Source organism: Streptomyces globosus (assembly GCF_003325375.1).
Classification (GTDB): Bacteria; Actinomycetota; Actinomycetes; order Streptomycetales; family Streptomycetaceae; genus Streptomyces; species Streptomyces globosus_A.
The window spans coordinates 305,084-327,996 of sequence record NZ_CP030864.1 but is presented as its reverse complement, the minus strand read 5'-3'; the positions used below and the strand labels follow the sequence as shown (position 1 = coordinate 327,996).

At 74.5% G+C, this 22,913-nt stretch carries 21 protein-coding genes and 1 CRISPR repeat array; of the genes, 9 read left to right on the top strand and 12 right to left on the bottom strand.

Annotated elements, in window-relative coordinates; all coding sequences use genetic code 11:
- Window positions 1-40 precede the first annotated feature (40 nt).
- From cas7e to cas2e, 5 genes are read left to right on the top strand one after another with little or no spacing between them, the layout of a single operon-like run.
- Window positions 41-1,195, top strand: a complete 1,155-nt coding sequence (gene cas7e, locus C0216_RS32280; protein ID WP_114059323.1) for a type I-E CRISPR-associated protein Cas7/Cse4/CasC — start codon at window positions 41-43, stop codon at window positions 1,193-1,195.
- Window positions 1,192-1,989 carry a type I-E CRISPR-associated protein Cas5/CasD gene (cas5e, locus tag C0216_RS32275; RefSeq protein ID WP_114059322.1) on the top strand — a complete coding sequence of 266 codons (798 nt, stop codon included), beginning with the start codon at window positions 1,192-1,194 and terminating at the stop codon, window positions 1,987-1,989. Before cas7e ends, cas5e begins: the two co-directional genes overlap by 4 nt.
- Window positions 1,990-1,994: 5 nt before the next feature.
- Window positions 1,995-2,747 carry a type I-E CRISPR-associated protein Cas6/Cse3/CasE gene (gene cas6e / locus C0216_RS32270; RefSeq protein ID WP_174250584.1) on the top strand — a complete coding sequence of 251 codons (753 nt, stop codon included), beginning with the start codon at window positions 1,995-1,997 and terminating at the stop codon, window positions 2,745-2,747.
- Between the two features lie 6 nt (window positions 2,748-2,753).
- Window positions 2,754-3,749 carry a type I-E CRISPR-associated endonuclease Cas1e gene (gene cas1e / locus C0216_RS32265; RefSeq protein WP_114059320.1) on the top strand — a complete coding sequence of 332 codons (996 nt, stop codon included), beginning with the start codon at window positions 2,754-2,756 and terminating at the stop codon, window positions 3,747-3,749.
- On the top strand, window positions 3,746-4,054 hold the full coding sequence (gene cas2e, locus C0216_RS32260) for a type I-E CRISPR-associated endoribonuclease Cas2e (RefSeq protein WP_114059319.1): 309 nt from the start codon (window positions 3,746-3,748) through the stop codon (window positions 4,052-4,054). Before cas1e ends, cas2e begins: the two co-directional genes overlap by 4 nt.
- Before the next feature lie 18 nt (window positions 4,055-4,072).
- A CRISPR array of direct repeats spans window positions 4,073-4,893; the repeat unit is 28 nt; unit sequence GTGGACCCCGCACCCGCGGGGATGCTCC.
- Window positions 4,894-4,899: 6 nt separating this feature from the next.
- On the opposite strand, the gene C0216_RS32255 is transcribed toward cas2e, so the two are convergent.
- From C0216_RS32255 to C0216_RS32205, 11 genes are all read right to left on the bottom strand, one after another.
- Window positions 4,900-5,883: a helix-turn-helix transcriptional regulator gene (locus C0216_RS32255; RefSeq protein WP_114059318.1), complete on the bottom strand. Its 984-nt coding sequence runs from the start codon at window positions 5,881-5,883 to the stop codon at window positions 4,900-4,902.
- Window positions 5,884-6,038: 155 nt separating this feature from the next.
- Window positions 6,039-6,998, bottom strand: coding sequence for a hypothetical protein (locus C0216_RS32250; RefSeq protein WP_162793377.1), 960 nt, complete (start codon window positions 6,996-6,998; stop codon window positions 6,039-6,041).
- Between the two features lie 60 nt (window positions 6,999-7,058).
- Complete coding sequence (locus tag C0216_RS32245; protein ID WP_162793358.1) at window positions 7,059-7,976, bottom strand: hypothetical protein; 918 nt, start codon at window positions 7,974-7,976, stop codon at window positions 7,059-7,061.
- Between the two features lie 124 nt (window positions 7,977-8,100).
- Window positions 8,101-8,550 carry a DUF6228 family protein gene (locus C0216_RS32240; RefSeq protein ID WP_246043011.1) on the bottom strand — a complete coding sequence of 150 codons (450 nt, stop codon included), beginning with the start codon at window positions 8,548-8,550 and terminating at the stop codon, window positions 8,101-8,103.
- Between the two features lie 77 nt (window positions 8,551-8,627).
- A complete protein-coding gene (locus tag C0216_RS32235; RefSeq protein WP_246043010.1) occupies window positions 8,628-9,380 on the bottom strand; it encodes a lytic polysaccharide monooxygenase auxiliary activity family 9 protein in 753 nt (250 codons plus the stop codon).
- A 76-nt stretch (window positions 9,381-9,456) separates the two neighbouring features.
- Entirely contained in the window at window positions 9,457-10,806 is a 1,350-nt protein-coding gene (locus C0216_RS32230; RefSeq protein WP_114059315.1) for a fibronectin type III domain-containing protein, read from the bottom strand.
- Window positions 10,807-11,151: 345 nt separating this feature from the next.
- A complete protein-coding gene (locus C0216_RS32225) occupies window positions 11,152-12,024 on the bottom strand; it encodes a helix-turn-helix domain-containing protein (protein WP_114059314.1) in 873 nt (290 codons plus the stop codon).
- Window positions 12,024-12,338 (bottom strand): hypothetical protein, encoded by a 315-nt coding sequence (locus C0216_RS32220; RefSeq protein ID WP_114059313.1) that lies wholly within the window; start codon window positions 12,336-12,338, stop codon window positions 12,024-12,026. The genes C0216_RS32225 and C0216_RS32220 overlap by 1 nt, the downstream gene beginning before the upstream one ends.
- A gap of 520 nt (window positions 12,339-12,858) precedes the next feature.
- Window positions 12,859-13,941 carry a helix-turn-helix domain-containing protein gene (locus tag C0216_RS32215; RefSeq protein ID WP_114059312.1) on the bottom strand — a complete coding sequence of 361 codons (1,083 nt, stop codon included), beginning with the start codon at window positions 13,939-13,941 and terminating at the stop codon, window positions 12,859-12,861.
- Window positions 13,928-14,122, bottom strand: coding sequence for a hypothetical protein (locus C0216_RS32210; RefSeq protein ID WP_114059311.1), 195 nt, complete (start codon window positions 14,120-14,122; stop codon window positions 13,928-13,930). The genes C0216_RS32215 and C0216_RS32210 overlap by 14 nt, the downstream gene beginning before the upstream one ends.
- 992 nt (window positions 14,123-15,114) lie before the next feature.
- Window positions 15,115-15,963: a hypothetical protein gene (locus C0216_RS32205; RefSeq protein ID WP_114059310.1), complete on the bottom strand. Its 849-nt coding sequence runs from the start codon at window positions 15,961-15,963 to the stop codon at window positions 15,115-15,117.
- Between the two features lie 657 nt (window positions 15,964-16,620).
- Between C0216_RS32205 and C0216_RS32200 the strand changes: the two genes are divergently transcribed.
- The 3 genes from C0216_RS32200 (at window position 16,621) to C0216_RS32190 (ending at window position 20,668) form a co-directional block, all read left to right on the top strand.
- The gene (locus tag C0216_RS32200; RefSeq protein ID WP_114059309.1) at window positions 16,621-17,652 is read left to right on the top strand and encodes a CPBP family intramembrane glutamic endopeptidase; all 1,032 of its coding nucleotides are present in this window, start codon (window positions 16,621-16,623) and stop codon (window positions 17,650-17,652) included.
- A gap of 497 nt (window positions 17,653-18,149) precedes the next feature.
- Window positions 18,150-18,392, top strand: a complete 243-nt coding sequence (locus C0216_RS32195) for a hypothetical protein (protein WP_162793376.1) — start codon at window positions 18,150-18,152, stop codon at window positions 18,390-18,392.
- An 8-nt stretch (window positions 18,393-18,400) separates the two neighbouring features.
- Complete coding sequence (locus C0216_RS32190) at window positions 18,401-20,668, top strand: XRE family transcriptional regulator (protein WP_114059307.1); 2,268 nt, start codon at window positions 18,401-18,403, stop codon at window positions 20,666-20,668.
- A 21-nt stretch (window positions 20,669-20,689) separates the two neighbouring features.
- On the opposite strand, the gene C0216_RS32185 is transcribed toward C0216_RS32190, so the two are convergent.
- Window positions 20,690-21,493, bottom strand: coding sequence for a MerR family DNA-binding transcriptional regulator (locus C0216_RS32185; protein WP_114059306.1), 804 nt, complete (start codon window positions 21,491-21,493; stop codon window positions 20,690-20,692).
- A gap of 105 nt (window positions 21,494-21,598) precedes the next feature.
- Here C0216_RS32185 and C0216_RS32180 point away from each other — a divergent pair, with 105 nt between their 5' ends.
- Window positions 21,599-22,798 carry an erythromycin esterase family protein gene (locus C0216_RS32180; protein ID WP_114059492.1) on the top strand — a complete coding sequence of 400 codons (1,200 nt, stop codon included), beginning with the start codon at window positions 21,599-21,601 and terminating at the stop codon, window positions 22,796-22,798.
- The last annotated feature ends 115 nt before the right edge of the window (window positions 22,799-22,913 follow it).

The following is a 22,913-nucleotide window of genomic DNA, read 5'->3' as shown; positions in this document are numbered from 1 at the left end:
CGCGCGTACTGCCGCCTTCACACGATCTTGGAGCCATCCGATGAACCAGCGCCTTTACGTCGACGTACACATCATCCAGACCGTCCCGCCGGCCAACTTGAACCGCGACGACCAGGGCAACCCCAAGGAAGCCGTCTACGGCGGCGTGCGCCGCTCCCGTGTCTCCTCCCAGGCCTGGAAGCGGGCCACCCGCCGCCACTTCGACGAGCACACCCCCGAGCCCGGGCGCGCCACCCGCACCAGGCGCATCACCGGCGAACTCACCACCCGCATCGCCGCCGGCGCCGGCCTCGACCGTCCCGCTGCCGAACGGATCGCCGCGGCCCTCCTGGTCCAGCTCGGCATCAGCCAGGGCAAGAAGGCGGGAGACACCGCCTATCTCCTCTTTTACGGCAACGCCCAGCTCGACGCCGTCGCCGCCCTGGTCACCGGCAACGCCGCCGACCTCGCCGCCCTCGACGACAAGCTCCTGGCTGAAGCGCTGAAGGAACTGCCCGTGGCCGACGCCTTCGCCACCGGCCACCCCGTCGGCGTGGCCCTCTTCGGCCGCATGGTCGCCGACATTCCCAAGCTCAACGTCGACGCTGCCGTCCAGGTCGCCCACGCCCTGTCCACCCATGAAACACAGCTGGAATTCGACTACTTCACCGCCGTCGACGACCAAAACGAGCGGGACGAGACCGGCGCCGGAATGATCGGCACCATCGGCTTCAACTCCGCCACCCTCTACCGCTACGCCACCGTCGGCTTCCCCCAGCTCACCGCCAACCTCGGCGGCGACACCGAAGCTGCCCTCGACGCCCTCGACCGGTTCGTCGACAGCTTCGCCCGCTCCGCACCGACCGGCTACGAGAACTCCTTCGCCCACCGCACCCGCCCCAGCCTCGTCGCGGTCGTTGCCCGCACCGACCAGCCGGTCAACCTCGTCTCCGCCTTCGAAGAACCCGTCGCATCCGCAGCCGGCATCCAGGCCGCCTCCGCCCGCCGCCTGGCCAAGGAACACCTCCAGGCCACCGGCGTCTGGGGCGACACCCCCCTCTACAACGGCGCCAGCCACACCTTCCCCACCGACGAGCCCCACACCAAGGACACCGCCGAGGCCCTCGCCCAGGCCTTCGGCGACCCCGTCACCTTCGCCGACCTGCGCACCACCCTGCGCACCCGCATCCGCAGCGCCCTGGGAGACCAGGCGTGACCGCCCCCGGCCCCCGCTCCGTCCTACTGCTGCGCCTCGCCGGGCCGCTGCAGTCATGGGGCGACCGCAGCGCCTTCAACCGGCGCGAAACACGGCCCGAACCCACCAAGTCCGGCATCGTCGGCCTGCTTGCCGCAGCCGCCGGCCGCCCCCGCCACGCACCCCTGGACGACCTCGCCGGACTCGCCCTCGGCATCCGCATCGACCAGCCCGGCAGCATCCTGCGCGACTACCACACCGTCGGCGACTACCGCGGCCAGCCCCTGCTCTCCGCCGCCGTCAGCGCCAAGGGCCGGCAGAAACCCACCTCACCCGCCAAACACACCCACATCACCCAGCGCTTCTACCTCCAGGACGCCGTCTTCCTCGCCGCCGTCGAAGGCCCCGAAGGCCTCATCGACACCCTCGCCCACGCCGTCCGCCACCCCGCCTTCCCCCTCGCCCTGGGCCGCCGCTCCTGCCCGCCCGCACAACCCCTCCTCCTCGGTCGGCGCATCGCCCCACTCGAAGACGCACTCCGCGAAGAGCCCTGGCAAGCCACCGAGGCCGTCCGCACACGCTGGGGCCGCACCAACGGCAACGCAGCCCGCATCGACCTGCCCGCCACCCTCGACGACCCCGCCGGAGACGACGTCCGCGACGACGTCCCCCTCTCCTTCGCCCCCCAAAACCGCACCTACACCACCCGCCGCACCCGCCACACCTACCTCCCAGCCCCCACCGGCCTCACACCCGACCCCGCACACCCCGGCCCCACCGGCGGCCACGACCCCTTCGCCCTCCTGGGCTGGTGACCCGCATGCCCTACCTCTCCCGCATCCGCATCAACCCCCTGCGCGCCGAGAGCCGGCGCCTCCTGGCCAGCCCCCGCGCCATGCACGCCGCCGTCCAAGGAGGCCTCCCCGGCCTCCCCGACCAGGCACGCACCCTCTGGCGCCTCGACCCCGACAACCCCCACCGCCCCCACCTGTTCGTCCTCACCACCGACAAACCCGACTGGACCCACCTCGTCGAAACAGCCGGATGGCCCGGCGCCGAGGGCGAGCACTACGCCATACGCGACTACACCCCCCTCCTCCGGCAACTCGCCGCCGGCCGCAGCTTCGCCTTCCGACTCACCGCCAACCCCGTCCAGAACACCACCAGCCCCACCAAACCCACCGAACAACAACAGCAACGCATCGACACCGGCGAACGCCGCCGCGGATTCCGCCTCGGCCACCGCACCGCCACCGCCCAACTCAACTGGTTCCTCACACGCACCACCCGCTGGGGCTTCGACATCCCCACCGCCCCCGACCTCCACGACACCCACACCACCGACGGCACGCCCCCACCAGACCTCCGCATCACCAGCCGCCAACGCCACTCCTTCGGCAAAGGGCCCACCACCAAAGAAGCCCGCGTCGTCATGAACGCCGTCACCTTCGAAGGCCGCCTGCGCATCACCGACCCCACCCTGCTGACCCACCACCTCCTGACCGGCATCGGCCCCTCCAAGGCCTACGGATGCGGACTCCTCACCCTCGCCCCGATCACCGAAAGGCCGTAACCGCCCGTGCCCGACATCTGGTGGAAGGCAGACCCCCGCGACCTCCACCGCCTCGTCGACCGCGTATCCAGCGTCTACGTCGAACGAAGCCACCTCGACCGCGACGAGAACGCCATCGTCATCATCAACAAACGCCAAAGCGTCCGTGTCCCCGCCTCCATGGTCGCCGTCATGCTCCTGGGCCCCGGCACACGCGTCACCCACGGCGCCATCCGCCTGCTCGCCGACTCCGGCACCACCGTGTGCTGGGTCGGCGAGCAGGGCGTCCGCATGTACGCGGCCGGCCTCGGCCCCAGCCGCGGTGCCGGCCTCCTCCACCAGCAAGCCTGGCTCGTCACCCGCCCCAAGGAACGCCTCGCCGTCGCCCGCTCCATGTATGCCATGCGCTTCCCCGGCGAAGACGTCTCCGGCCTCACCATGCAACAACTCCGCGGCCGCGAAGGCACCCGCGTCCGCAAGATCTACCGCGCCCACGCAGCCCGCACCGGAGTCCCCTGGAACGGCCGCGACTACAAACCCGGCGATGCCTTCGCAGCAGGCGACGACCTCAACCGCCTCCTGTCCGCAGCCAACGCAGCCCTGTACGGCATCTGCCACGCGGTCATCATCGGCCTCGGCGCCAGCCCGGGCCTCGGCTTCGTCCACACCGGCAAAGCCACCTCCTTCGTCCTCGACATCGCCGACCTCTACAAAGCCGAATACACCATCCCCCTCGCAGCCCAAGGCCTCACCGAAGAACGCGACGCCCGCCTCGGCCTGCGCGACCTCATCGCCCGCCACAAACTCCTCGGCCGCATCGTCACCGACGTAAAAGCCCTCCTCACCCCCGAAGGCACCGACTCCGAGGACCACGAAGCAAACCTCCTGTGGGACGAACACCTCGGCACCGTCCCCGGCGGCACCAACTACGCCGCCCACGCCGACCTCTCGCCACACGGCATGACCGACAACCACATCGCGGTCATCGGCCCCGACCCCGACGAGCCCGATCCCACACCATGACCGTCATCATCCTCATCGCCGCACCCGAAGGCCTCCGAGGACACCTCACCCGCTGGATGGTGGAAGCGAGCGCCGGCGTCTTCGTCGGCAACCCCAGCCGCCGCATCCGCGACCGCCTCTGGGAACTCCTCGCCACCAGAATCGGCGACGGCCAGGCCATCCTCATCGAACCCGCGGCCAACGAACAAGGCTGGGCCGTTCGCACTGCAGGACGCGAACGCTGGCAGCCGGTCGACTTCGACGGCCTCATCCTCTCCGCCAGACCCAAAACCCAACCAAATGAAAACAGCCACCGACCCCGATAGAACCCCAGCTCAATAAGCGTGGACCCCGCACCCGCGGGGATGCTCCTCTCCAGCCGGCTCGGGCGCCTGCGCGAGATTGGTGGACCCCGCACCCGCGGGGATGCTCCGGCGGCGTCCTTCTCTCCGGCGCCGGGAGCCGTGTGGACCCCGCACCCGCGGGGATGCTCCGGTCTACGACGCCCGCGCGCAGCTCTCGGATGCGTGGACCCCGCACCCGCGGGGATGCTCCCACCGCGTCCGCCACGTCGGCAGCTTCGCGGTCGTGGACCCCGCACCCGCGGGGATGCTCCGGGCAAGGCGGTCGGCGGCAAGGCGCTGCGGGGGTGGACCCCGCACCCGCGGGGATGCTCCGCGAGGAGGGGCCGTCGTCGTTGAGGTAGAGCGGTGGACCCCGCACCCGCGGGGATGCTCCGGCTCCATCGGATGAGCGAAGCGGCCCCCGCCCGTGGACCCCGCACCCGCGGGGATGCTCCGCCAGCTCGGCGGACTCGCCCGCCGCCCGCCACGTGGACCCCGCACCCGCGGGGATGCTCCGGCCGATCCTCCTCGCAGGGCGCTCGCCCGGAGGTGGACCCCGCACCCGCGGGGATACTCCCTGCTGGGGCCCCCGGTTCGCGAAGGCCGCCCGGTGGACCCCGCACCCGCGGGGATGCTCCGATCGTCATCGCCGTGCTAACACAGGCAGGCTCGTGGACCCCGCACCTGCGGGGATGCTCCGATCTCCTACTACCGCAACCTCCACGCCGGCACGTGGACCCCGCACCCGCGGGGATGCTCCGGTGTCGGCGGCGGCGGCCAGGGGCCGGTCGACGTGGACCCCGCGGGCGCGGGGATGCTCCGCTGGGTCAGCTGAGGAGGGTGGCGGACGGGCTGCTTCCGTAGCGGCGGCGGTACGCGGCCGCGAAGCGGCCGGTGTGGGCGAAGCCCCAGCGCGCGGCGACCGCCGAGACGGTGGCTCCCGTCGAGGGGTCGGCTGCTGCCAGGTCGGCGTGCGCGGCTGCCAGGCGCACGGCACGCAAGTACGCCAGCGGGGTCGTACCTGCGTGCCGGGAGAAGGCGTATTGCAGGGCCCGCGGGGTGACGCGGGCGGCGGCGGAGATGTCGGCGAGGGAGATGTCGCGGTCGGCGTTGTCCTCGATGAACGCGATGGCGCGGCGGAGAGTTCCCGTCCCGGAGTCCCGGCCGTCGACGGGCGCCGGGCCCGGGCTGCCGCCCGGCCCGTGGCCCTCGGGGCCGAGGGTGCTGGGCAGCGTGGCCAAAGCGGTGGCGGCGAGGAGTTGCGCGGCGCTGCCCAGCATCAGTTCGGTCCGCAGCTGCCGGGGCAGCGCGGCGAGGTGGGCGAGGTGGGCGAGCGTGCCGGCGAGCTGCCGGCCGGCCTGCGCGCTCAGCGGACGGCGGCCGGTCAGGCGGACGGGCCCGCGGTCCCGGGCACCGCGGGCGGCGACCCGCGGGAGGAGGTCGGGGTCGAAGAGCACCGCGGTCTGGCATACGGAGTCCAGGGAGCCGCGGTAGGGGCGGTCCGGGACGGCGTGGAGGAAGGTGTCGCCGGGCCCGAAGGTGGCGGCGGGGCCGGTGCCGTCCGCGTCCACGGACACGGTGCCGGAGCGGACCGTCGCCACGCAGACCCGGCCGAGGGGCTGCGCCGCGTACCGCAGGGCGAAGCCGATCTCGAACTCGTTCACGCTGAACCCGGGCGTGGTCCGGCGCATCAGCCGGGTGCTGGTCGGGCCGTCGCCGTCCGCGGGGGCGATCCGTACAGCCGTGTAGGTGCCGGAGAGGAAGGCCTCGGTCTCGTCCAGGTCGCTGCTGTGGAACACCAGTGGCTCCATCGGCTTCTCCACACGTTCGTCGAAACGGCCCATGGGGAGGCGCGGGCCGGTCCCGGTCGTCGTTGCCCGTCGGACCCTACGCCCGCCGGGACATGCCGGGGGCACATTCGCAGGAGCGGTCCGCGGCGGCAGGCGCGGCGGCAACGGCACCGCGGTCAGCAGACGGGGACCGTCCAGTCCGTGTTGGTGGGTGGGGTCTGGCCCGGGGTGTCGCCGTTCATGAAGGTGTTGGCCACCGCGTAGTAGCGGCCGTTCCACGGGCTGTCGGCGATCCGGTACCACCAGCCGTCGGGGTTGGCGGACTTCATCCCGGGCGCGTGGACCCGGCACTGCACCTCCACCCGGCTGTGGGCCGGGATCCGCTGCCCCGGGCCGCTCACGGCGTGCGGGTCGGTGAACGTCGGGGATCCGTGGCGTCCGCTCTGCTGGGTGACGGTGCGCCCGGCCGGCGGCGGGGCCGGCGTGCTGTCGGCCGGCGGTGCGGGGGACGCGGCCGGCGCGGTGGGAGGGGCGGGCGTCGGACGGGCGGGCCGGTTGGGGGCGGGGTCGGGGCTCGGGTCCGGGGCCGGGTCGGTCTGGGCCGGGGGCAGCGGGGCCGCCTCCAGGAGCCGCCGGGTGGTGCACTCCGGCACCCGGATCTGTTCGGCGGTCGGAATCAGTGCCGAGTGGACGTACCCCGCCTCGCCGGGGTGGGGGCTGCCGTCGGCCTCGATGACGTAGAACCAGCGCTTGTCGGACGGCGGTCGCGCGTCGGGGGCCGTCGTGTCGGTCCAGCACCACATGCGTACGGGGGTGTCGTCGGGCAGGAAGCGGATGGACGACTCGTGGCAGCCGTGGCTGCCGTACGGGGCGGGGCCGGGGCAGGGGCGGATCTTGACGGGGTGGCCGGGGCTGTCGGACTTCACGCGGCTGGCGCCCGAGAGCCGGGTGATCTCCGGGTGGGGCAGGGTGCCCGGCTTGCCGGCCATCTCGACGGCAGGCCGGTCGGGGGCCGTCGGCTCACTGCGGCCCGCCAGGCAGCCGGCTCCGGCGGCGGTGACGGCGACCGCCGTCACCGCCGCCGCGGTCAGCGCGAACGTGCGGTTCCTGCGTCGGGGTGTGCTGGATGGTGACACGGTGCGGCTCCCTCTCGCCGGTGGCACCGGTGGCGCCGGTGGATGCGGTGCGGGTGGGGGTCAGCAGGCGGGCAGGGGAGCAGTGACGGCGTCGACGTACGCAGCGGGGACCCACTTGCCGGGCTGGACGCGGTACCAGACGCCCTCGCGGCGGGGGCCCTGGTAGGCGTCGCCGAGGGGGAAGACCCGGCCGTTGGTGACCTGGCACTGGACGTGGAAGTGCTGGTCCGGCTCGTAGAAGCCGTTGTGGTGCGCCTCGCCGCCTTCGGTGGGCGAGTCGTAGGCCCACACCCTCGGTGAGGGGTCGGTGCCGTTCGCGCCGTCGTCGGACCACCTGATCACGGCGGCGAACGAACGGGGTCCGCCGCCGTCGGCCGACGGGGGCGGGGTGGAGTCCGGGCTGGGGCTCGGCGGGCTGGAGGGGCGGCTTCGGTTTCCGTCGGTCCCTTCGGAAGTGCTCCCGGGGATGGGCGACTCCCCGGAGCCCGCTGTGTTGCCGGCCGGGCCCTGCCGGTCCCTCCACCAGTCCCCGACCTGGAACGCGCCGGCGGCGATGCCCCCGGCAGCGAGCAGCAGCACCGCCGCGGCCCTGGCCGCCCGGCGCCTCCGCCCCCCCCCTGGCGCTGCCCGGTGCTGCGGTGTGCAGGGCCCGGGGTCGCCTCCGCATGCGCGGTAGCCTTCGGCCCATCGGGCGACGAGGCCGGCGGCGTCCCCGCCCGGGCGGTGCTCCGCGCGGGTTCGTACGCACAACTCGACCTCCGCCCAGTCCGGCCGGGTGTCGGGGAGGGTCCGGTCGAGGACCCGGTCGAAGCCATTGGCGCCGGCGTGCCCGTCGAATGCCGCGGCCCTTTCGGCCATCGTCCGGCCCAGTTCGCCGAGCGTGTCGACGTCGAGGTCGTCCATCCAGAAGGCGTGGAGGGCCTGGCGGTAGTCCCGCCAGGTGCGGGCCGTCCGTAACTGGTCCTGCCAAGTCACCATGAACGCCGCCCCTTTCGCGACCGTGCGGAGGACCAGCATCCCCGATGCCCCGGATGTCGCGTTCAGTGGGCTCTACACTCTGATGTCGATCTTGTCCGCGGTGGCCGGGCCCTGCGGGCCCGGCCTACGGGTGTGCGGGTTCCCAGGCGAGGAAGTGGCCGATATCGGCGGCGAAGGAGCGCATGTCCTCTCCGGCTTCCAGCCACGTGGTCGCCGAGGCGCTCCAGCCGCCCGCCGACAGCCGCCAGGGGCGCAGCGTCCAGGTCAGGCCGGTGTGCCCGCCGGAGCGGTGGACAGCTGTCACGGTCAGGTCGCCGTCGTGGGTCTGCCAGGTCCGCTCGCCGTCCCAACCGCGGAAGTCCTCGGCCAGCCCGGCCAGAAAGGGGGCGAGGTCGCTGCCGCGGACCCAGGCCACGGCGCCGTCGAGCCGGGCGGTCATGCCCGGGGCCCACAGGTCCACCGCGTACTGCACGCAGTATCCGTCGGGTGCGGACCGGTCACCGAAACGGACTCCGACGGAGGTGTCGTCCCGGCACAGCAGGGTCACGTGCGGCTGGTCGTCCAGGTGGTTCACGGACACACCTTAGGCGGCCAAGGTGAGGGGGGAGGGCGGCGGTGGGGTGGCCGGCCCTCCCCCCTCGGTCTCGGGGGCTACCTGAAGGTGACGTCCGAGCAGGAGTAGAAGGCCTCCTCGCTCTGGAAGGAGCCGTCGGGCTTCTTCAGGCCGTGCCAGATCGTGTAGATCAGGTGCTTGCCCTTCTTCTGGGGGAGCACCGCCTTGAACGTGAACGCCTTGGAGCCGAGGTAGCCGGACGGGGCCGCCGTCGCCGCCGTGTTGTCCGCGCTGAGGAACGGGGTGTCCTCCAGGTCGGACCACTTCAGCGGCTTCTTCGGGTCGTAGCCGTCCTTCGTGACGTACATCTCCATGCGGTACGGGTTGTGCAGGGCGCTGATGTCGTAGCGCAGGTCGTACTCCGCGCCGCCGGGCAGGGTCGTGGAGGGGAAGTCGTCGCGGGGCAGGTCCAGGCCGGAGAACTGGGCGTTGCCGGCGCTGCACAGCTTGCCGTCGGGGATGCGGGCGCGGTGCTGCGGCGAGGAGGTGGGGGTGCTGTGGTCGATGGCGCGGCCCTGGACGATCGACTTCCAGTCGCCGGGGATGGCGGGGCTCGCGGCGAGGGCGAGGCGGCAGGCTTCGGTCGCGGTGCGGTTCTTCGTGCAGGCCACACTGCGGCTGACGGGGTCGGAGGTCGCGCCGTGCGCCGCGGCGGGGCCGGTGCCGAGGGTGGTGACGGCCAGGGGGAGGACGGCGAGGGCGGTGAGGCGCAGGGCCGCGGTCCGGCGGCGGGGCGCCCGGGCGGCTGCGGTGGGGGTGGGGGAGGTCGTCGGGTGCGGGGCGGTGCTCATGCGGGGTGCTCCTGGTGTGTGCCTGGGTGGGTCGGGCGGGCGCGGGGCCGCGGGGCGCGGGGCGCGTGGCCGCAGGTCAGCCGCCGGTCTTGACGGTCAGTTCGCGGGAGAAGGCGCCCCAGGTGCCGTCGCCGAGCCGCGCCCGGATCTTCACCGTGTACGTGGTGCCGGGGTGGGAGCCGACGAGGACCTCGCGGGTGCCCTTCGTGGTCGGCACGGGCAGTACGGGGGTGGCGGTGCCCCACATGAAGGTCTGGGCCGGCTTGCCGTTCAGGTAGACCTGGTAGGTCGTGATCTGGCCGAGGTTCCGGGGGACGGACCAGGCGAGGTTGAGGTAGTGCTGGGTGACGGGGCCGTCCTGCTTGGTGGAGGTGGTGGCGGTGAAGTCGCCGGGTGCTCCCGTGCCCGTGCCGCCGCCCGTGCCGCCGCCGGGTGCCGGTGCCGTGGTCACGCCGGCCTCGCGGGTCGGCTCGGACTCCTTGCCGGAGGCGTCGACCGCGGTGACCTTGAAGCGGTAGGCGGTGCTCGGGGTGAGGCCGGAGACGGTGGCGGTGTCGGCCTTGGCGTCGGCTTCCTGGACGCGCGTGCCGTTGCGGTAGATGCGGTAGCCGGTGACGGCGACGTCGTCGGTGGCCGGGTGCCAGCGCAGGGTGGCCTGGTAGGGGCCGGAGGCGGTGGCTTCGAGGTCGGCGGGGATGACCGGTTTCGCGGCGTCCTGGCCGGGTGCGGCGTGGGTGGTGAGGACGATGTCCTTGCTGAAGCCGGAGGTGCTGCCGTCGGCGCGGAGGGTGCGGACCTTGAAGGTGTAGCGGGTGCCGGGCGCGAGCTTCTCGATGTCGGTCATCGTGCCCGTCACCGTCTTGAGCCGCTTGCCGTTCTGGAAGACCTCGTAGCGGTCGGTGTCTGCGGCGCCGGCCGGCGGCTTCCACATCAGGTGGACGGCGGCGTGGTCCTTGACGAAGGAGCCGCTGTCGGCGGGGACCCTGGCGTCGGTGCCGGTCCCGTTGCCGCTGCCGCTGTCGGGGCCGGTCGCCTTGCAGCCGCTGATCTTGGGGATGGCCTTGCCGGCGGGGTTGATCCCGACCTTGACGGCCCGGGTCGCGCCGGCGGCGACGTCGGCCCGGTCGGCTATGGGCTTGACGGTGACGCGCTTGCCGTCCTGGCGGAGTTCGTACGCCCACGGGTTGTCGATGGTGGCCTGGCCCTGCGACAGCTCGAACCGGGCGGTCCAGTCCCGTACGGGCCGGTCCCCCTTGTTGGCGACGGAGATTTCGGCGGACGCCCACCACGCGGTGGACTGCTCCGTGATGCGGCAGGTGGCGCCGAGCCCGCCGTCCTCTCCGGCGTTCGCTGCGACGGGGACGGCGACGGAGGCCGCTCCGACGACCACGGCCGCGCAGGCCAGGGCAATTCGCTTACGGGACATCAGGAACCTCTTGGTGAACAGGCGATCCGCCGGGGAGACGGCGGCGGCATCGGATGTGCCTCGGTCAACGCCAGTGACCCTAAGCGCGAATCCGTCCGCTTCCGGGCTCCGGAAGCGATGTGGGCGCCCTGTTATCCGTCCCTTAAGGTCCGGCTAGGGCGCCCTTGAAGTGGGGGCCGGAATCCGGTCGGGCGGCCGTCCGGAACCCTGCGAGGGGACCGCCCGCGGATTCCGCTTCTGTACGCCGCCTGCGGCGGGCACGGTCTGCTCGCCCGACCGGGAGCCCGGGGACGCGCGGGGGCCGCCACCCCCGGCGGGTGGCGGCCCCCGGCCCCGGTCGGACCGTCAGATGCCGTGCTTGGCCACCGCGATCAGCTGGAGCAGGGTCAGGGCGACCGTGCAGAGCATGCCGATCGTGGTGTCCAGGTTGAGCTGGCCGCGGAAGCGGCGCCACGAGGTCACCACCCGCCGGGCGTGCCCCGGGCCGTCGTCGGCGGACTCCCCGACCCGGGCCTGGGAGATCTTGATGCGGGTGGCGGTGGAGTGCCAGGCCCCCACCCCCGTCGGTCCGACCCCGCAGCCCAGCAGGAACGCGTGGAGCGGCTCGGCGTCGGGGACGTCCTCGCCGTCGAGGATGCCGAAGACGCTGGTGCGGGTGAGGCCCAGGCCCTGGGCGCGGGCGTTGGCCCGGACCTCGTCGGGGTCGAGCCCCTTGGAGGCCATCAGGTCGCGCAGCAGGACCCGGAAGTCGTCCGCGGTCGTGCACAGCGCGAGCGCCGTGGAGACCGCGTCGGCCTCGGACGGCCGCCAGGAGGTGGACTGCTGCTGGCGGGCGACCTCCTCGCGGACCAGTTCGGCCACGGACCGGCGCGGCCGTGGCCCGCCGGCCGCCTGGCGGCGGACCGCGGCCTCCGCGGCCGTGCCGTCCTCGGCGGGCAGGCGGCGCAGCTCGCCCTCCTCGGCGGCGGCCCACCGGGCCCGCCAGACGGCCTCGTCCGCGGAGTCGTCGCAGCCGCGGATGAACGCCCAGGTGACCTCCCAGGTGGGGAGCCGCTTGCCGGACACGGCGTTCGACAGCGACGCCGTCGAGTAGTGGACCCGCTGGGCGAGGGTCTGGAAGCTGAGGCCGTGCTCCTCCTTGAGGCCGCGCATGGCACTCGCCAGTTCGCGCAGCTCCGAGGAGGCGTCCTCCCGGATGGGGTTCGGCTGGCGGGGCATCAGCGTGCCCCGCCCTGGCGGGGGTCGGCCGCGGGGGCGGGCCGGGGCGGCCAGAACGCCGCCGCGGTGGCGGCGACGTTCAGGCCGAGGCCCACCGACTGGTCCGGGGCCAGGCCCGCCAGGTACCCGGCGGTGCCGGTCGCGGTGCCGACCGCCGAGTACATGCCGAGCCGCACGGGGGCGGCGTACTTGCGGAGGGTGCCGGTGATCCGGCGGCGGAGGCGGCGGAGCGCCGCGGACGGGTCGAAGCCCCATAGCGGGGGCTGCGGGAGGGGGAGGCAGATGCCTCCCCGGGGGTGCACGTGCGCCTGCATCGTCGACGACCTCTCGTCTCTGACACAGGGTCCACTGCCGTGGGCGCGCAGGACGGTTCCACGGCAGGGGACCCTGTGGACCTCGTCGGCCCGCCGGGAGCGCCAACTCCCTTGCGGCGGAGCCACTGACACCGTTCATCGTCCACCAGGCGGCCCCCTGGGTACAGGCGGTGATGTTCACATCTGCCGGGACGGGGTTCGGTAGGTAAGTTAACAACCCGCCACCCTCCTGTGAGCTGCGGTTTCCTCGCGGGATCGGGTTCGTAACCAAACTGTCGGCGGGTTACTCTGGATAAACGCTTCCCAAGAGGCAACTCTGGGTGCAGGCAGTCGCCCCGGCGGCTGGTTTCACGGCGATCGTCCCGACCTCGGACACGCTGACACCCCGGGTGCCCTGCGCCAACAGGACGCCCACCGGCTCGGCTTCCCGGCCGCCCGTACACCGCAGGGTGTGTGGGCTGGGGAGCCGAGCCGTCGTCGTTTCCGGCCGGGGCGTCGCCGCAGGACCCCCGCCTGCCTCTCACCTCCAGAGCGAGCGGGCGCCCAGCAGGGGTTCGGCGCCCGCCATGTAGGCCGCCACGGCGCACGAGGCGGCGAAGGTGGTGAGGCCGGTCACGAAGGCGGGGAGCGCGGAGCGCAGGAGGACGTACACCGCGAGTCCGCCGGCGACGGCGAGGAGGACGGCCAGGGCGAACAGCAGCGTCCGGACGATGGCGAGGCTCCGTTCGGCGACGACGGCCGGTGACTCGGGGAGGGGTTCCTGCGGGAGCCTGCCGTGCCGCAGGGTCGCGATCTTGATGCGGGTGACGGTGTGGTGCCAGATCAAGGTGCGCTCCTGTTCCAGGCCGCAGGCCGTCGTCAGGAAGATGTGGAGCCATTCGGTGGTGGGCAGGTCCTCCCCGTTCAGGACGTGGGAGAAGGTGGCGCCGGAGATGGGGTACTCGCGGCGGCTGCGCTGTTCCAGGTCGGCGATGGTCAGCCCGCGGTCGGCGACGAGCTCGCGCATCACCTGCAGGACGTCCTTGGGGGTGGTACACAGGGCGAGGGCGGTGTGCACGCGGTCCGGGGCAGTGCCGGTGGCCCGCTGGTGCTCGTCGGGCTGGTGGGTTTCCGTGAACTGCTGGACGAGGGCGAGGAGTCCGTCGGGGGGCGGGGGTATGGGGGCGCTGGGGTCCAGGGCGGGCGGTGCGGGCCGGCCGCGGCGCGTGCGGGGGCGCCCTTCGGGCTTGTCCCGGTCGTCGGCCGGGGTCTGCGGGGCCTCGCCGTCGGCGGTGGCCGCGGCGTCGGCGGCGGCCGCGCTGCGGGAGGCGTGCTTGCGGGCCTCCTCACCGGCGAACCGGGCGGCGGCGTTGCGGTGGAGGGTCCGCCAGGTGCGCAGGTCGCCGCCGAAGCCGCAGCCGCGGACGAAGGCCTCGACGAGTTCCCACTTCGGCACGCGGTTGCCGGAGGCGGCCGTGGACAGGGCCGCGGCGGAGTAGTGCGAGACGGACGACAGCTGCTTGTAGGTGAGGTTGCTGCGGCGGCGCAGCGCGCGCAGCTGGCGGGCGAGTTCCGCCACCTCCATCGGCGCGTCCGACGGGATTTCGTTCTCAGGACGCGCCATGGCCGGCCACCTCCCGGCGGCCGGGCTCGCCGCGGCGGGCGCAGGTGCGGCGGGTGTGCTTGCGGGCTCCCGTGTACGGGGCGCGGGTACGGGCGCCGCCGGCGCGGGCGCGGGCGCCCGGGGAGGGGGCTTGGGCGACGGCGGCGATGGCGGTGCGCCGGCGCGTGGTGCTGTGGGGCATCTCGACTCCCGGGAGCGAGCGGTTCTGCCTGGCCGCTCGGATGGGGGGATGTGTACGAGCGAGGGCGCCCCTTGCCGGGACGCCCTCGCTCAGCCCCGGGCCGCGGGCGGATCCCGCGGCCCGGGGGTGTGATTCGGCCTGAGTGCGTGTTCTGTTGGTTCGCAGACGTGGCCGCCGGCCCGTCGGCCGGGAGCTCCAACTCCCGCCGCCGGGTGGAGGATCTATGTCCTCCGCGGCTTGCGTGCGCGGCTCCAAGTCTGCCCCATGAGGTCCTCGGCGGGCACCTGGCTGCACTCCCCCTCGGCGAGGTTGTGCGTTCGTGAATAACCCGCACCAGGACGCCACGCCGGTTCCGCTTACCTCATGAAGAACCCCGGTCTGGTACAAGGCGGCGCCGGGGAGGCGGGCGCGCCGGGCCGCCTCGGGGGCCGCGCGCGGCACGCCGGGCCGCCGAAGAAGCCTGCGGAATTGATCGGCGGGGCCCTGGCCGGCGGTATCGAAAGCCCATGTCAGAGGTATTGTTGTGTTGTTGAGGTTGTTACGGTTTGCCGGCCGCCGTTTCGGACAAGCCCCGAATGACACCACACGACCCCTGGCGGCACGCCACCATGGGGGCGCGGCTCAGCTCCAACTGACCGCACCGACAAGAGGCATCTCATGGCCTGAGTGCACCTTGTGGGCCCCCCGCCACGGCGGGGGGCCTGAATCGTTCCGGCGCGGACCGGCCCTCCGAACAAGACGGTTCGCCCGGTTTGCGGGGACTCCCTCACTGCGGCCCGCCATCTGTGAACAACGAGCAGCCAACCTCCGTCACGAAGCGCCCCATGTGATCGACATCACGTTCCGGTGTCCGCCGCACGGAGCGGCAGCATCGAACACGAGCACCCTTGACGGTCATTAGTTCGACAGTTCGACAACGGGCGGGCGGTGGCGGGCATGTCCTCGTCGCGCCGAGGCCGCTGACGGCGGGGGCGGCCGCGGCAGCGGTGGGCTCAGGGGCTGAGGGGGCGCCGGGTCTCGGCGCGGACGTCGAGGGTCAGGCGGGCGAAGCCGGCCAGGTCGACCGCGTCGGGGGCGCGGCCGACGGTGTCCGGGAGGACCCAGCCGACGAACGCGGCGGTGTTCCCGTCGCCCCACGCGCACACCGGGACGGTCGACTTGGCGCCCTCCTCGGTGAGCGTCAGGACCTGGCAGCTGACGGCGACCTCGGAGCCGGCGGGCCGGAAGAGCTGCGGCGGACCGGCTTCGGCCGCGCCCTCGGAGGTCCGGGCGCCGCGCAGGATCGAGTCGCGGACGGCTTCCGGGTGCTTGAACTGCCCGTACAGCCCGGAGAACGACAGCACCGCGGTCTTCTTCCCGGCGGAGCCGCTGTAGCGGCCGACGGCGGGCCGGGGGTCGTGGATGGTGGGGTCGCGCCGGACGGCCTCGCCGGCCAGTTCCTCCTTCATCGCCGCCGATTCGTCGTCGGTCAGCGTGTACCGGCCGCCGAGGAGGTGCTGCGGGACCGTCAGCATGTGCTCGGCCGGCGGGAACGCGCTGGTGGAGACGGCGCCGAGGACCTTCTGGGCGGGGACGGCGAGGACACCGAGGAGGACGAGGACGCCGGCCGTGATCGCGAGGGTGCGGCCTGCGCCGCCGCGGCGGGACGGGGCCCCGGGCGGGAACGGCGGCACGGCGGGCATCGGCGGCGCGGCCGACGCGGCCGCGGGCGACGCGGCCGCGGGCGGGAAGGCCCAGGGCTGCTGCGGGGGCGGGCCGGGCGGCGGCCCGAAACCGGAACCGGGGGGAGGCTGCTGCCCGCCGAGGGGGTGGGGCGGTCCGGACGGCGGGGATGTGCTCATGCCAGGCAACCTACCGGACCCGACCGGAATCCGGACCGGGCCCCGTCCCGTGCCCGCGCAGGCGGCCCGCACCGGCGGGGGCGGCGCCGGGCAGGCGGGTGCGGGCGCCCGGGACGGCCCCCTGCGGCCGCCGCCGGCGCCGATCCCGCCGCGCTGCGGGACGCGAAGTCCGCGTACGGGCTGGAGGTCGTCCTCGACGGCCTCGCGCTGCGGCTCCCCGGTAGGTGCTCCCCCGGTAGGCGCTCCCCCGCCCGCGGGCCGGCGGCGGAGGGGCGCGGGGGTGATCGCTTAGGGTGCCGGGGCGGCCGTGTGCCGTGCCGGGCCCGGTGATCGCGGTGTCCTGGGGCGAGGCGAGTGAAAGGGGCTTCGGCCGTGTCGGAGATATCGGAGCCGGGCCGGGCAGGGGATGCCGCGCGGGAGCGGCCGGAGGGCCGCGACCCGTGGGCACCTCCCGGATCGGCGGGCGACCCGTGGGCGCCCCCCGGGCCGGCGGCCGGGCCGCAGGCCCACCACGGCGGGCCGCAGGCGTACCCCGGGGCCCCGCCGCTCGGGGGCGGGGAGGCGTATCACGGGGGCGCGCAGGGCGGGCAGCCCTACGCCGCCGTTCCGCACGGCGGGCCGTATGCGCATCCCGGCGCGGCCTGGGGGTGGCCGCCGGTGCAGCCGGAGCCGCCGCGGCGGGTCGCCGCGCCGGCCGGGACGCAGTACCACGAGCAGGCCCGAAACGGGCGTCAGCGCGCCTGGCACCGCCTCGGCGAGTTCGCCGTCGTGGCCGGGCTGTTCCTGGTGGCGATGGTGCTGCTGGTCGGGATCGGCATGGCGGTCGGCCAGGCGCTGGGGTTCGGCCCCGCCCCCGAGGACGGAGGCGACCGGCTGCTGGCCGACCCGCTCGCCGACCAGGCGCTCGCGCTGACCGGCCTGGCGCTCGGCATCCCGGCGGTGCTGCTGGGCGTGCTGTGGTGCGGGAGGCGGCCGCCGGGGACGGTCGTGTCGGTGGCCGGGCGGATGCGGTGGCGCTGGCTCGGGCTGTGCGCGGCCGTGGCGTTCGCGGTCATGGCCGTGCAGATGGGCGTCCTCGTGCTGTGGGAGTGGCTCGCGGCCGGGGACGAGGTCTTCGAGGGCGACGTCCCCGGGATGACGCGGCTGCTGGTGGGGCTGGTGTTGTTCGCGGCGCTGGTGCCTTTCCAGGCTGCGGCCGAGGAGTTCATCTTCCGCGGCTGGCTCGTCCAGTTCTTCGGCGGCTTCCTGCGCTCCCCCTGGCCCGGGGTGTGCGTGGCGTCCGTGCTGTTCGCGCTGGCGCACGGGTTCGGCGGGTGGAGCGGCTTCTTCCTGCTGCTGTACTCGGCGCTGTGGTGGGGGTGGCTCGTCCTGCGGACCGGCGGGCTGGAGGCCGTGATCGCCATGCACACGGCGAACAACGTCCTGTCGTTCGGGCTGGCGCTCGCCCTGGGGCAGTTGGCGGACGCCGGGACGGCCGCGGACGCGCCGTGGCAGGCGCTGGTCGTGGAGCTGGTGAGCGCGCCGGTGTTCTGCCTGGTCATCGACCGGATGGCGCGGGCCCGCGGCATCGCCTCGCGTCGGCCCGCGGATCCGGCCGGGGCACCGCCGGAGGCACCGGCCGCGCCGGGCCTGCCGGGCCTGCCGGGCGCCGGCAGCGGCACTGGCACTGGCACCGGCCTTCCCGCCTGAGCGGGTGCCGGCGTACGCCCCGGCGGGTCTTCGGTGTGCGGGGCGGAGGGGCGGGGGCCGCGCCAACGGCCCCCGCCGATGCGCGGATCCGGACCGTCGGCTCCCGCGGGAGGGGGCGCGAATCTTCACGGATGCGCCCCCGAGGGCAGTATGCGCGACAGAGGGTGTTGTTCAGTGCGGTCTCTTCTTCGTGAACGCTGCCCCGCCCCCAGGGTGGCCGTGACCTCGGAGGACGTATCGCCAGGCGCATAGTTCACGGACGGACGGCCCGGGCGGCGGCATGTTCACCGGGTCCGGCATCAGTGGATACAGCGGGCCATAGGGGCATTTTTCGGGCCAATGCCGGGGAGGGCGGCGTTCGGGCATGGTGGGTGGGCGCCCGTCGGCTTCCGGCCGCCGAGCGGCTGCCCGCAGCGCCAACTGCGGGCCCGCGCAGGCGCTTCGCACCTCGATCCGGACCGTTGCTTCGATCGGAGGATTCCGTGATGGGAATGTCCGTGGCTTCCGTTGACTGGGTTCCGGGGCTGGGCGTACGCCCCTCCCCCGTACGCGTGAAGGTGGTCGTCGTCGTGGTGGTGGCCGTGGTCACCGCCGTCCTGGCCGTGCTCGGCCAGGACCCGGGAACGTCCCTCGCGGTGATCGTGATGGTCACCACGACGGGCCTGGAGCTGGCCCGCCGCATCTCCGGCGACGGCGGCACGGACGGTGCCGGCCCCGTCGTCCCGCCGGCCGGCCGGTAGCGGCCGACATGGCGACGGGACGGCGCGGGCGGCCCGAGCAGCCGCTCGACACAAGCGTCCCGGCCCTGGCGGAGCTCGCGCGGGAACTGCGCGGGCTCCGTGCCGCGGCCGGGCTGACCCTGGCCCGCCTCTCCACGGACGTCAACTGGAGCAAGGGGGCGCTGAGCGCCGCCGCGTCGGGGCGGAGCCTGCCGCGCTGGGAGCTCGTACGGGCGTGGGTGCAGGCGTGCGACCCGGAGGCCAACCTCGACCTGTGGCAGGCCCGTTACGCGCGGGCCCGGGCGGAGCACCAGTGGGCCCGGGTCGTCCCGCCGCAGCAGGGCCCGGCCGCCGAGCCGCCGCCCGGCCCGAGGGACCTCGCCCCTCCCGCAGCCCCCCGCGCAGGCCTCCGCTCCGACCCGCGTACGGGCCCCCTCGCCGCCGCCGGCGTGCCGGGGCCGACCCCGACTCCGATCCCCGCCCGGGCGGGGTCGGCGGGGCCCGCGGACCCCGCCGACCCTGCGAACCCCGCCGCCGTCCCGTCCGACCGGGAGGCGGCCGCCGGCCCGGACGGCCCGGGCCCCGGCTCCCTGGAACGGGACGCCTGGCGGACCCTCGCCCCCGACCGGCGGCCCTGGGGCGTGTCCGCCCACCCGGCGCCGATCCCCCTGCGCTACACCACCGTCAGCCCGGACTTCACCGACGCCGGCCCCGACGCCCCCAACCTCGACGGGCGCTACGACGACATCGCCGACGTCCACGCCCTCGCCCGGGGGCGGCGCCTGCTCGTCCTGGGCGACCGCGGCTCCGGCAAGACCCAGCTCGCCCGGCACCTCGGCACCCGGCTGCTGACCTCGGCGGGCGCGGGGGCGGTGCCCGTGCTGGTGTCGCTGCGCGGCTGGCGCCCCCAGCCCGGCCCGGTCGACGACCTGCTGGCCTGGATCGCGGGCGCGCTCACCTGCTGCACTGCCGAGGACGTCCGCACCCTGCTCGGCAGACACCTCCTGCTGCCCATCCTCGACGACTTCGACAGTCTCACCCTGCGCCAGCGGGCCTGCGCGCTGCACCTGTTCAACCGGCTGCCCGAGCAGGCCCCGTTCGTCCTGGTCAGCGGCTGGGCGGAGTTCACCGACACGGTGGAGCGGACCGACACCGTCATCGCCGGGAGCGCCGGGGTCCGGCTGCGCCCCCTCGGCGTCGACGACCTCGACGGGTGGATCCAGCGCAGCTCCCGTTCCCGTACCAAGCAGCGGGAGTGGGCGCCGGTGCTGGAGACGCTCGCGACCCGGCCCGACCTGCCGGCCGCCGCGGTCCTCGCCGATCCGACCCTGGCCGGCGCCGCCCGGCTGCTGTACACGGACGGGCGCGCGGACCCCGCGGAGCTGGTCGCCGAGGACGCGACGGAGGAGTCGCTGCAACTCCGGCTGGTGCGGCACCTGTTCGGGGCGTACCTGCCGTACCGCCAGCACCGGGGGCCGTTCCGCGAGCAGCGCCGCCACACGGCCCTGCGGCTGCTGGCCTTCCGGGAGAAGGAGGAGGGCGGGCCGGTCGGCGACCTGCGCGTGCTCTACTGCGGGCGGCGGCCGTCCCGGTGGCTGGCCGGCGCGTATGCGGCGCTGATGTGCGGGCTGGTGTGGTTGATGCTGAGCCTGGACGACTCCGTGAGCCGGGCCGACGACTCGTACTACGGGTCTGCGTACGGCACGTCCGACTCGGACCAGGGGCCGGCGTGGTTCCTGCTGGGCGTGCTTGCCGGGTTCGCCTGGTACGCGTACCAGCGGCACAGGCTGGATCCGCGGGCGCCGCGCGGCGATCCGGTCGGGCGGGTCTGGCAGGGGTTGCTGAAGGGCGTTCCGAGCGGGCTGGTGCTGCTGTTCGCGGTGGCGGTGTCGGATTCGGTCGTGGACGTCCTGTTCCTGACGGGGGCCGCGCTGGTGCTGGGTTTCACCGCGTGGTCCGCCGGGCGGACGGTGCGCCCCGCGGAGACGCTGTGGATCGTCGGGGAGATCATGGCGCTGATGATGTGCCTGCTGCTCCTGGTAGCCGCCTCGGCCGCCTTCGTGCTGCTGTTGCCGCTCCTGGCGGGCAGCACCGTGACCGGGCACTGGATCCGGGCGGTCGTCTCGTCCCGGTTCGCCCTGTGGGGGCTGCCCCCGGACGCGGTGTACCGGCTGCTCGACGAGGCCGCCGCGCAGGAGGTGCTGCGGGCCGGGCCGGACGGGTGGTCGTTCACGCATCCGGCCATGGCCCGGTGGTACCGCCATGCGCCGTCCCTGCCGGAGTTCGACGGCCCGTGACGGGGCGCCGAGGGGGCGTGGTCATCCGGCGGGCGGCTGTGCGGCGGCGGGGTCCGGCCGGGCGGGGCCGTCGCGCAGGGCCAGGTAGTCGGCAAGCCGGGCGGCCGCGGTGAGCATGGCCGCGCCCCGTGCGGTGAGTCGGCGCTGCCAGTCGTCGAGGGCGCTGGTGAGGGCGTCGGCACCCGGGCCGGTGGCGGCCCCGGTGCCGGCGGTCGCGCGGATCTGCCGGACGACGGTGGCGATGCGGTCCAGGGGGTAGCCGCCGCGCCGCAGGAGGTGGGCGAGTTCGGCGTCGCGTCCGTCGGCCTCGCGGTAGACGCGGTACCCGGTGCCGGTATCGCGGGCGGGGTCGAGGATGCCGGCGGCCTCCCAGTTGCGCAGAGTGGCCGGGGTGACGCCGAGCCGGCGGGCGAGTTCGCCGACGGTCAGGGGCCCGCCGGCCCGGGCGGGCCGCGCAAAGGTGGGCTGCTCGGGGGCGGGCCGGTCGGGGGCGGGGGGCGGCTCTGCCGCCAGGTGGCCGACGGCCTGCCGTACGGCGGCGAGGGTCTCCCGGTCGCGCAGCAGCCGGGCATGTCCCCGGTCGACGGTGTCGAGGGCGTCGTCGAGGGCGTGGCGGTGGACGGCGTTCATGATGCGGCCGGCCGGCTGGTGCCCGTACGCGGCGACGAGCGCGAGGAAGGCGCGCAGTGCGGCCGCGTGCAGCGTGGTGTAGACGCGGTAGCCGCTGGGGGTGCGCTCGGCGGGCGGGAGGAACCCGTCGCGCTCGTAGTTGCGGACGGCCTGGGTGGAGAGGCCGTGGCCGCGGGCCAGGTCGGCTGGGCGCATCGCTTCCCTGCTGTTTGAGACTTTGGAAACGGAGAGGCCCTCTATCCAAGGCGGATGGGGAGCAAAGCCTCCACGGGGCTTTCAAAGATACGCTTGCGGGACATGATGAGTCGGGAGATCCGGAAATTCGTCCCTGCGTCGTGCGGCCTGCTGGGCCTGGGAGAGCCGACGCACCTCGAACCCGCCTTCGGGTGGGTCCGCAACGACCTGTTCGAGCAGCTCGTCGGGCTCGGCTTCCGGTCGGTCGCCCTGGAGGTCGACCGGGTGGCCGCGCTCGCCGTCGACGACTACGTCCGCAAGGGGCAGGGGACCCTCGACGCGGTGATGCGCGAGGGGTTCAGCCACGGCTGGGGTGAGTCGGCGGCCAACCGGCGGCTCGTCGCCTGGATGCACGCGTACAACCGGAGCCGGCCCCCTCGGGAGCGGCTCGCCTTCCACGGCTTCGACGCGCCGACGGAGTCCATGAGCGCGCCCAGCCCCCGGCCTTACCTGGAGCACGCCCGCGCCCACCTGGGCCTGGACCTCGGCGTCGACCTCGCGGAGCTGGCCGGCGACGACGGGCGGTGGAGCCGGCCGGAGGCGGTGCTGGACGCGGCGGCCTCGCCGGGGGCCGAGCCGGCGGCCGCGGCGCTGCTGGCGCTCGCCGACGACCTGTGGGGCGCACTGTACTCCCGTGCCCCGGAGCGGATCGCGGCCACGTCGCGGGAGGAGTGGCACCGGGCGGGCGTGCACCTCGCCGCCGGGCGCGGCCTGTTGCGCTACCACCGGCAGGCGGCGCGGCCAATGGACCGGCCGGAGCGGTTGCGGGGGCTGCTGGCCGTGCGGGACGGGCTGATGGCGGAGAACCTGCTCGCCATCCGCGCCGCCGAGGCCGGGCGCGGCCCGACGCTGGTGTCCGCGCACAACCTGCACCTCCAGCGGCCGCCGAGCAGCATGCGGCTGGGCGACGCGGACCTCACCTGGTCCGGTGCCGGCGCGGTGGTGGGGGCCCTGCTGGGGGCGGAGTACGCGTTCGTCGCGGGCAGCCTGGGCCGCAGCGCGGCGATCGGCCTGGGCGAGCCGGAGCCCGACACGTACGAGGGGCTGCTGCAGCGCCGGGCGGAGGGCGCCGCGTGGGGGCTGGCTCCGGCCCCCGAGGCCGACTCGGCCCGCGCGCGCACCGACACCGTGCCGCAGCAGGGCTGCTTCCCTCTCGGGGCGGCGGTCTTGGCGGGCGCGGCAGCGGTCCTCCACATCCCGGACGGCCCGCAGGCGGCCGCCGGCCACCCGGCCGACGCGGCGACGGCGGCCACAGCAGCCGGGTAGCCGGGCCGGGGGCTCACCTGGGGCTGCCGCCCGTCGGGCCGGGGAACCGGTGGTGTTCCCCGGGCCCCCGTCCCCTGCTCCTCGGCCGGTGGCGGCCGCTCCGATCGGTCACGGC

What these genes read in the sequence shown, in the direction of transcription:
- cas7e (WP_114059323.1), top strand. Translation starts at nt 41, where the DNA reads ATGAACCAGCGCCTTTACGTCGACGTACACATCATCCAGACCGTCCCG.
- cas6e (WP_174250584.1), top strand. Translation starts at nt 1,995, where the DNA reads ATGCCCTACCTCTCCCGCATCCGCATCAACCCCCTGCGCGCCGAGAGC.
- cas2e (WP_114059319.1), top strand. Translation starts at nt 3,746, where the DNA reads ATGACCGTCATCATCCTCATCGCCGCACCCGAAGGCCTCCGAGGACAC.
- C0216_RS32255 (WP_114059318.1), bottom strand. Translation starts at nt 5,883, where the DNA reads ATGGAGCCACTGGTGTTCCACAGCAGCGACCTGGACGAGACCGAGGCC.
- C0216_RS32245 (WP_162793358.1), bottom strand. Translation starts at nt 7,976, where the DNA reads ATGGTGACTTGGCAGGACCAGTTACGGACGGCCCGCACCTGGCGGGAC.
- C0216_RS32235 (WP_246043010.1), bottom strand. Translation starts at nt 9,380, where the DNA reads ATGAGCACCGCCCCGCACCCGACGACCTCCCCCACCCCCACCGCAGCC.
- C0216_RS32230 (WP_114059315.1), bottom strand. Translation starts at nt 10,806, where the DNA reads ATGTCCCGTAAGCGAATTGCCCTGGCCTGCGCGGCCGTGGTCGTCGGA.
- C0216_RS32225 (WP_114059314.1), bottom strand. Translation starts at nt 12,024, where the DNA reads ATGCCCCGCCAGCCGAACCCCATCCGGGAGGACGCCTCCTCGGAGCTG.
- C0216_RS32220 (WP_114059313.1), bottom strand. Translation starts at nt 12,338, where the DNA reads ATGCAGGCGCACGTGCACCCCCGGGGAGGCATCTGCCTCCCCCTCCCG.
- C0216_RS32215 (WP_114059312.1), bottom strand. Translation starts at nt 13,941, where the DNA reads ATGGCGCGTCCTGAGAACGAAATCCCGTCGGACGCGCCGATGGAGGTG.
- C0216_RS32210 (WP_114059311.1), bottom strand. Translation starts at nt 14,122, where the DNA reads ATGCCCCACAGCACCACGCGCCGGCGCACCGCCATCGCCGCCGTCGCC.
- C0216_RS32205 (WP_114059310.1), bottom strand. Translation starts at nt 15,963, where the DNA reads ATGAGCACATCCCCGCCGTCCGGACCGCCCCACCCCCTCGGCGGGCAG.
- C0216_RS32190 (WP_114059307.1), top strand. Translation starts at nt 18,401, where the DNA reads ATGGCGACGGGACGGCGCGGGCGGCCCGAGCAGCCGCTCGACACAAGC.
- C0216_RS32185 (WP_114059306.1), bottom strand. Translation starts at nt 21,493, where the DNA reads ATGCGCCCAGCCGACCTGGCCCGCGGCCACGGCCTCTCCACCCAGGCC.
- C0216_RS32180 (WP_114059492.1), top strand. Translation starts at nt 21,599, where the DNA reads ATGAGTCGGGAGATCCGGAAATTCGTCCCTGCGTCGTGCGGCCTGCTG.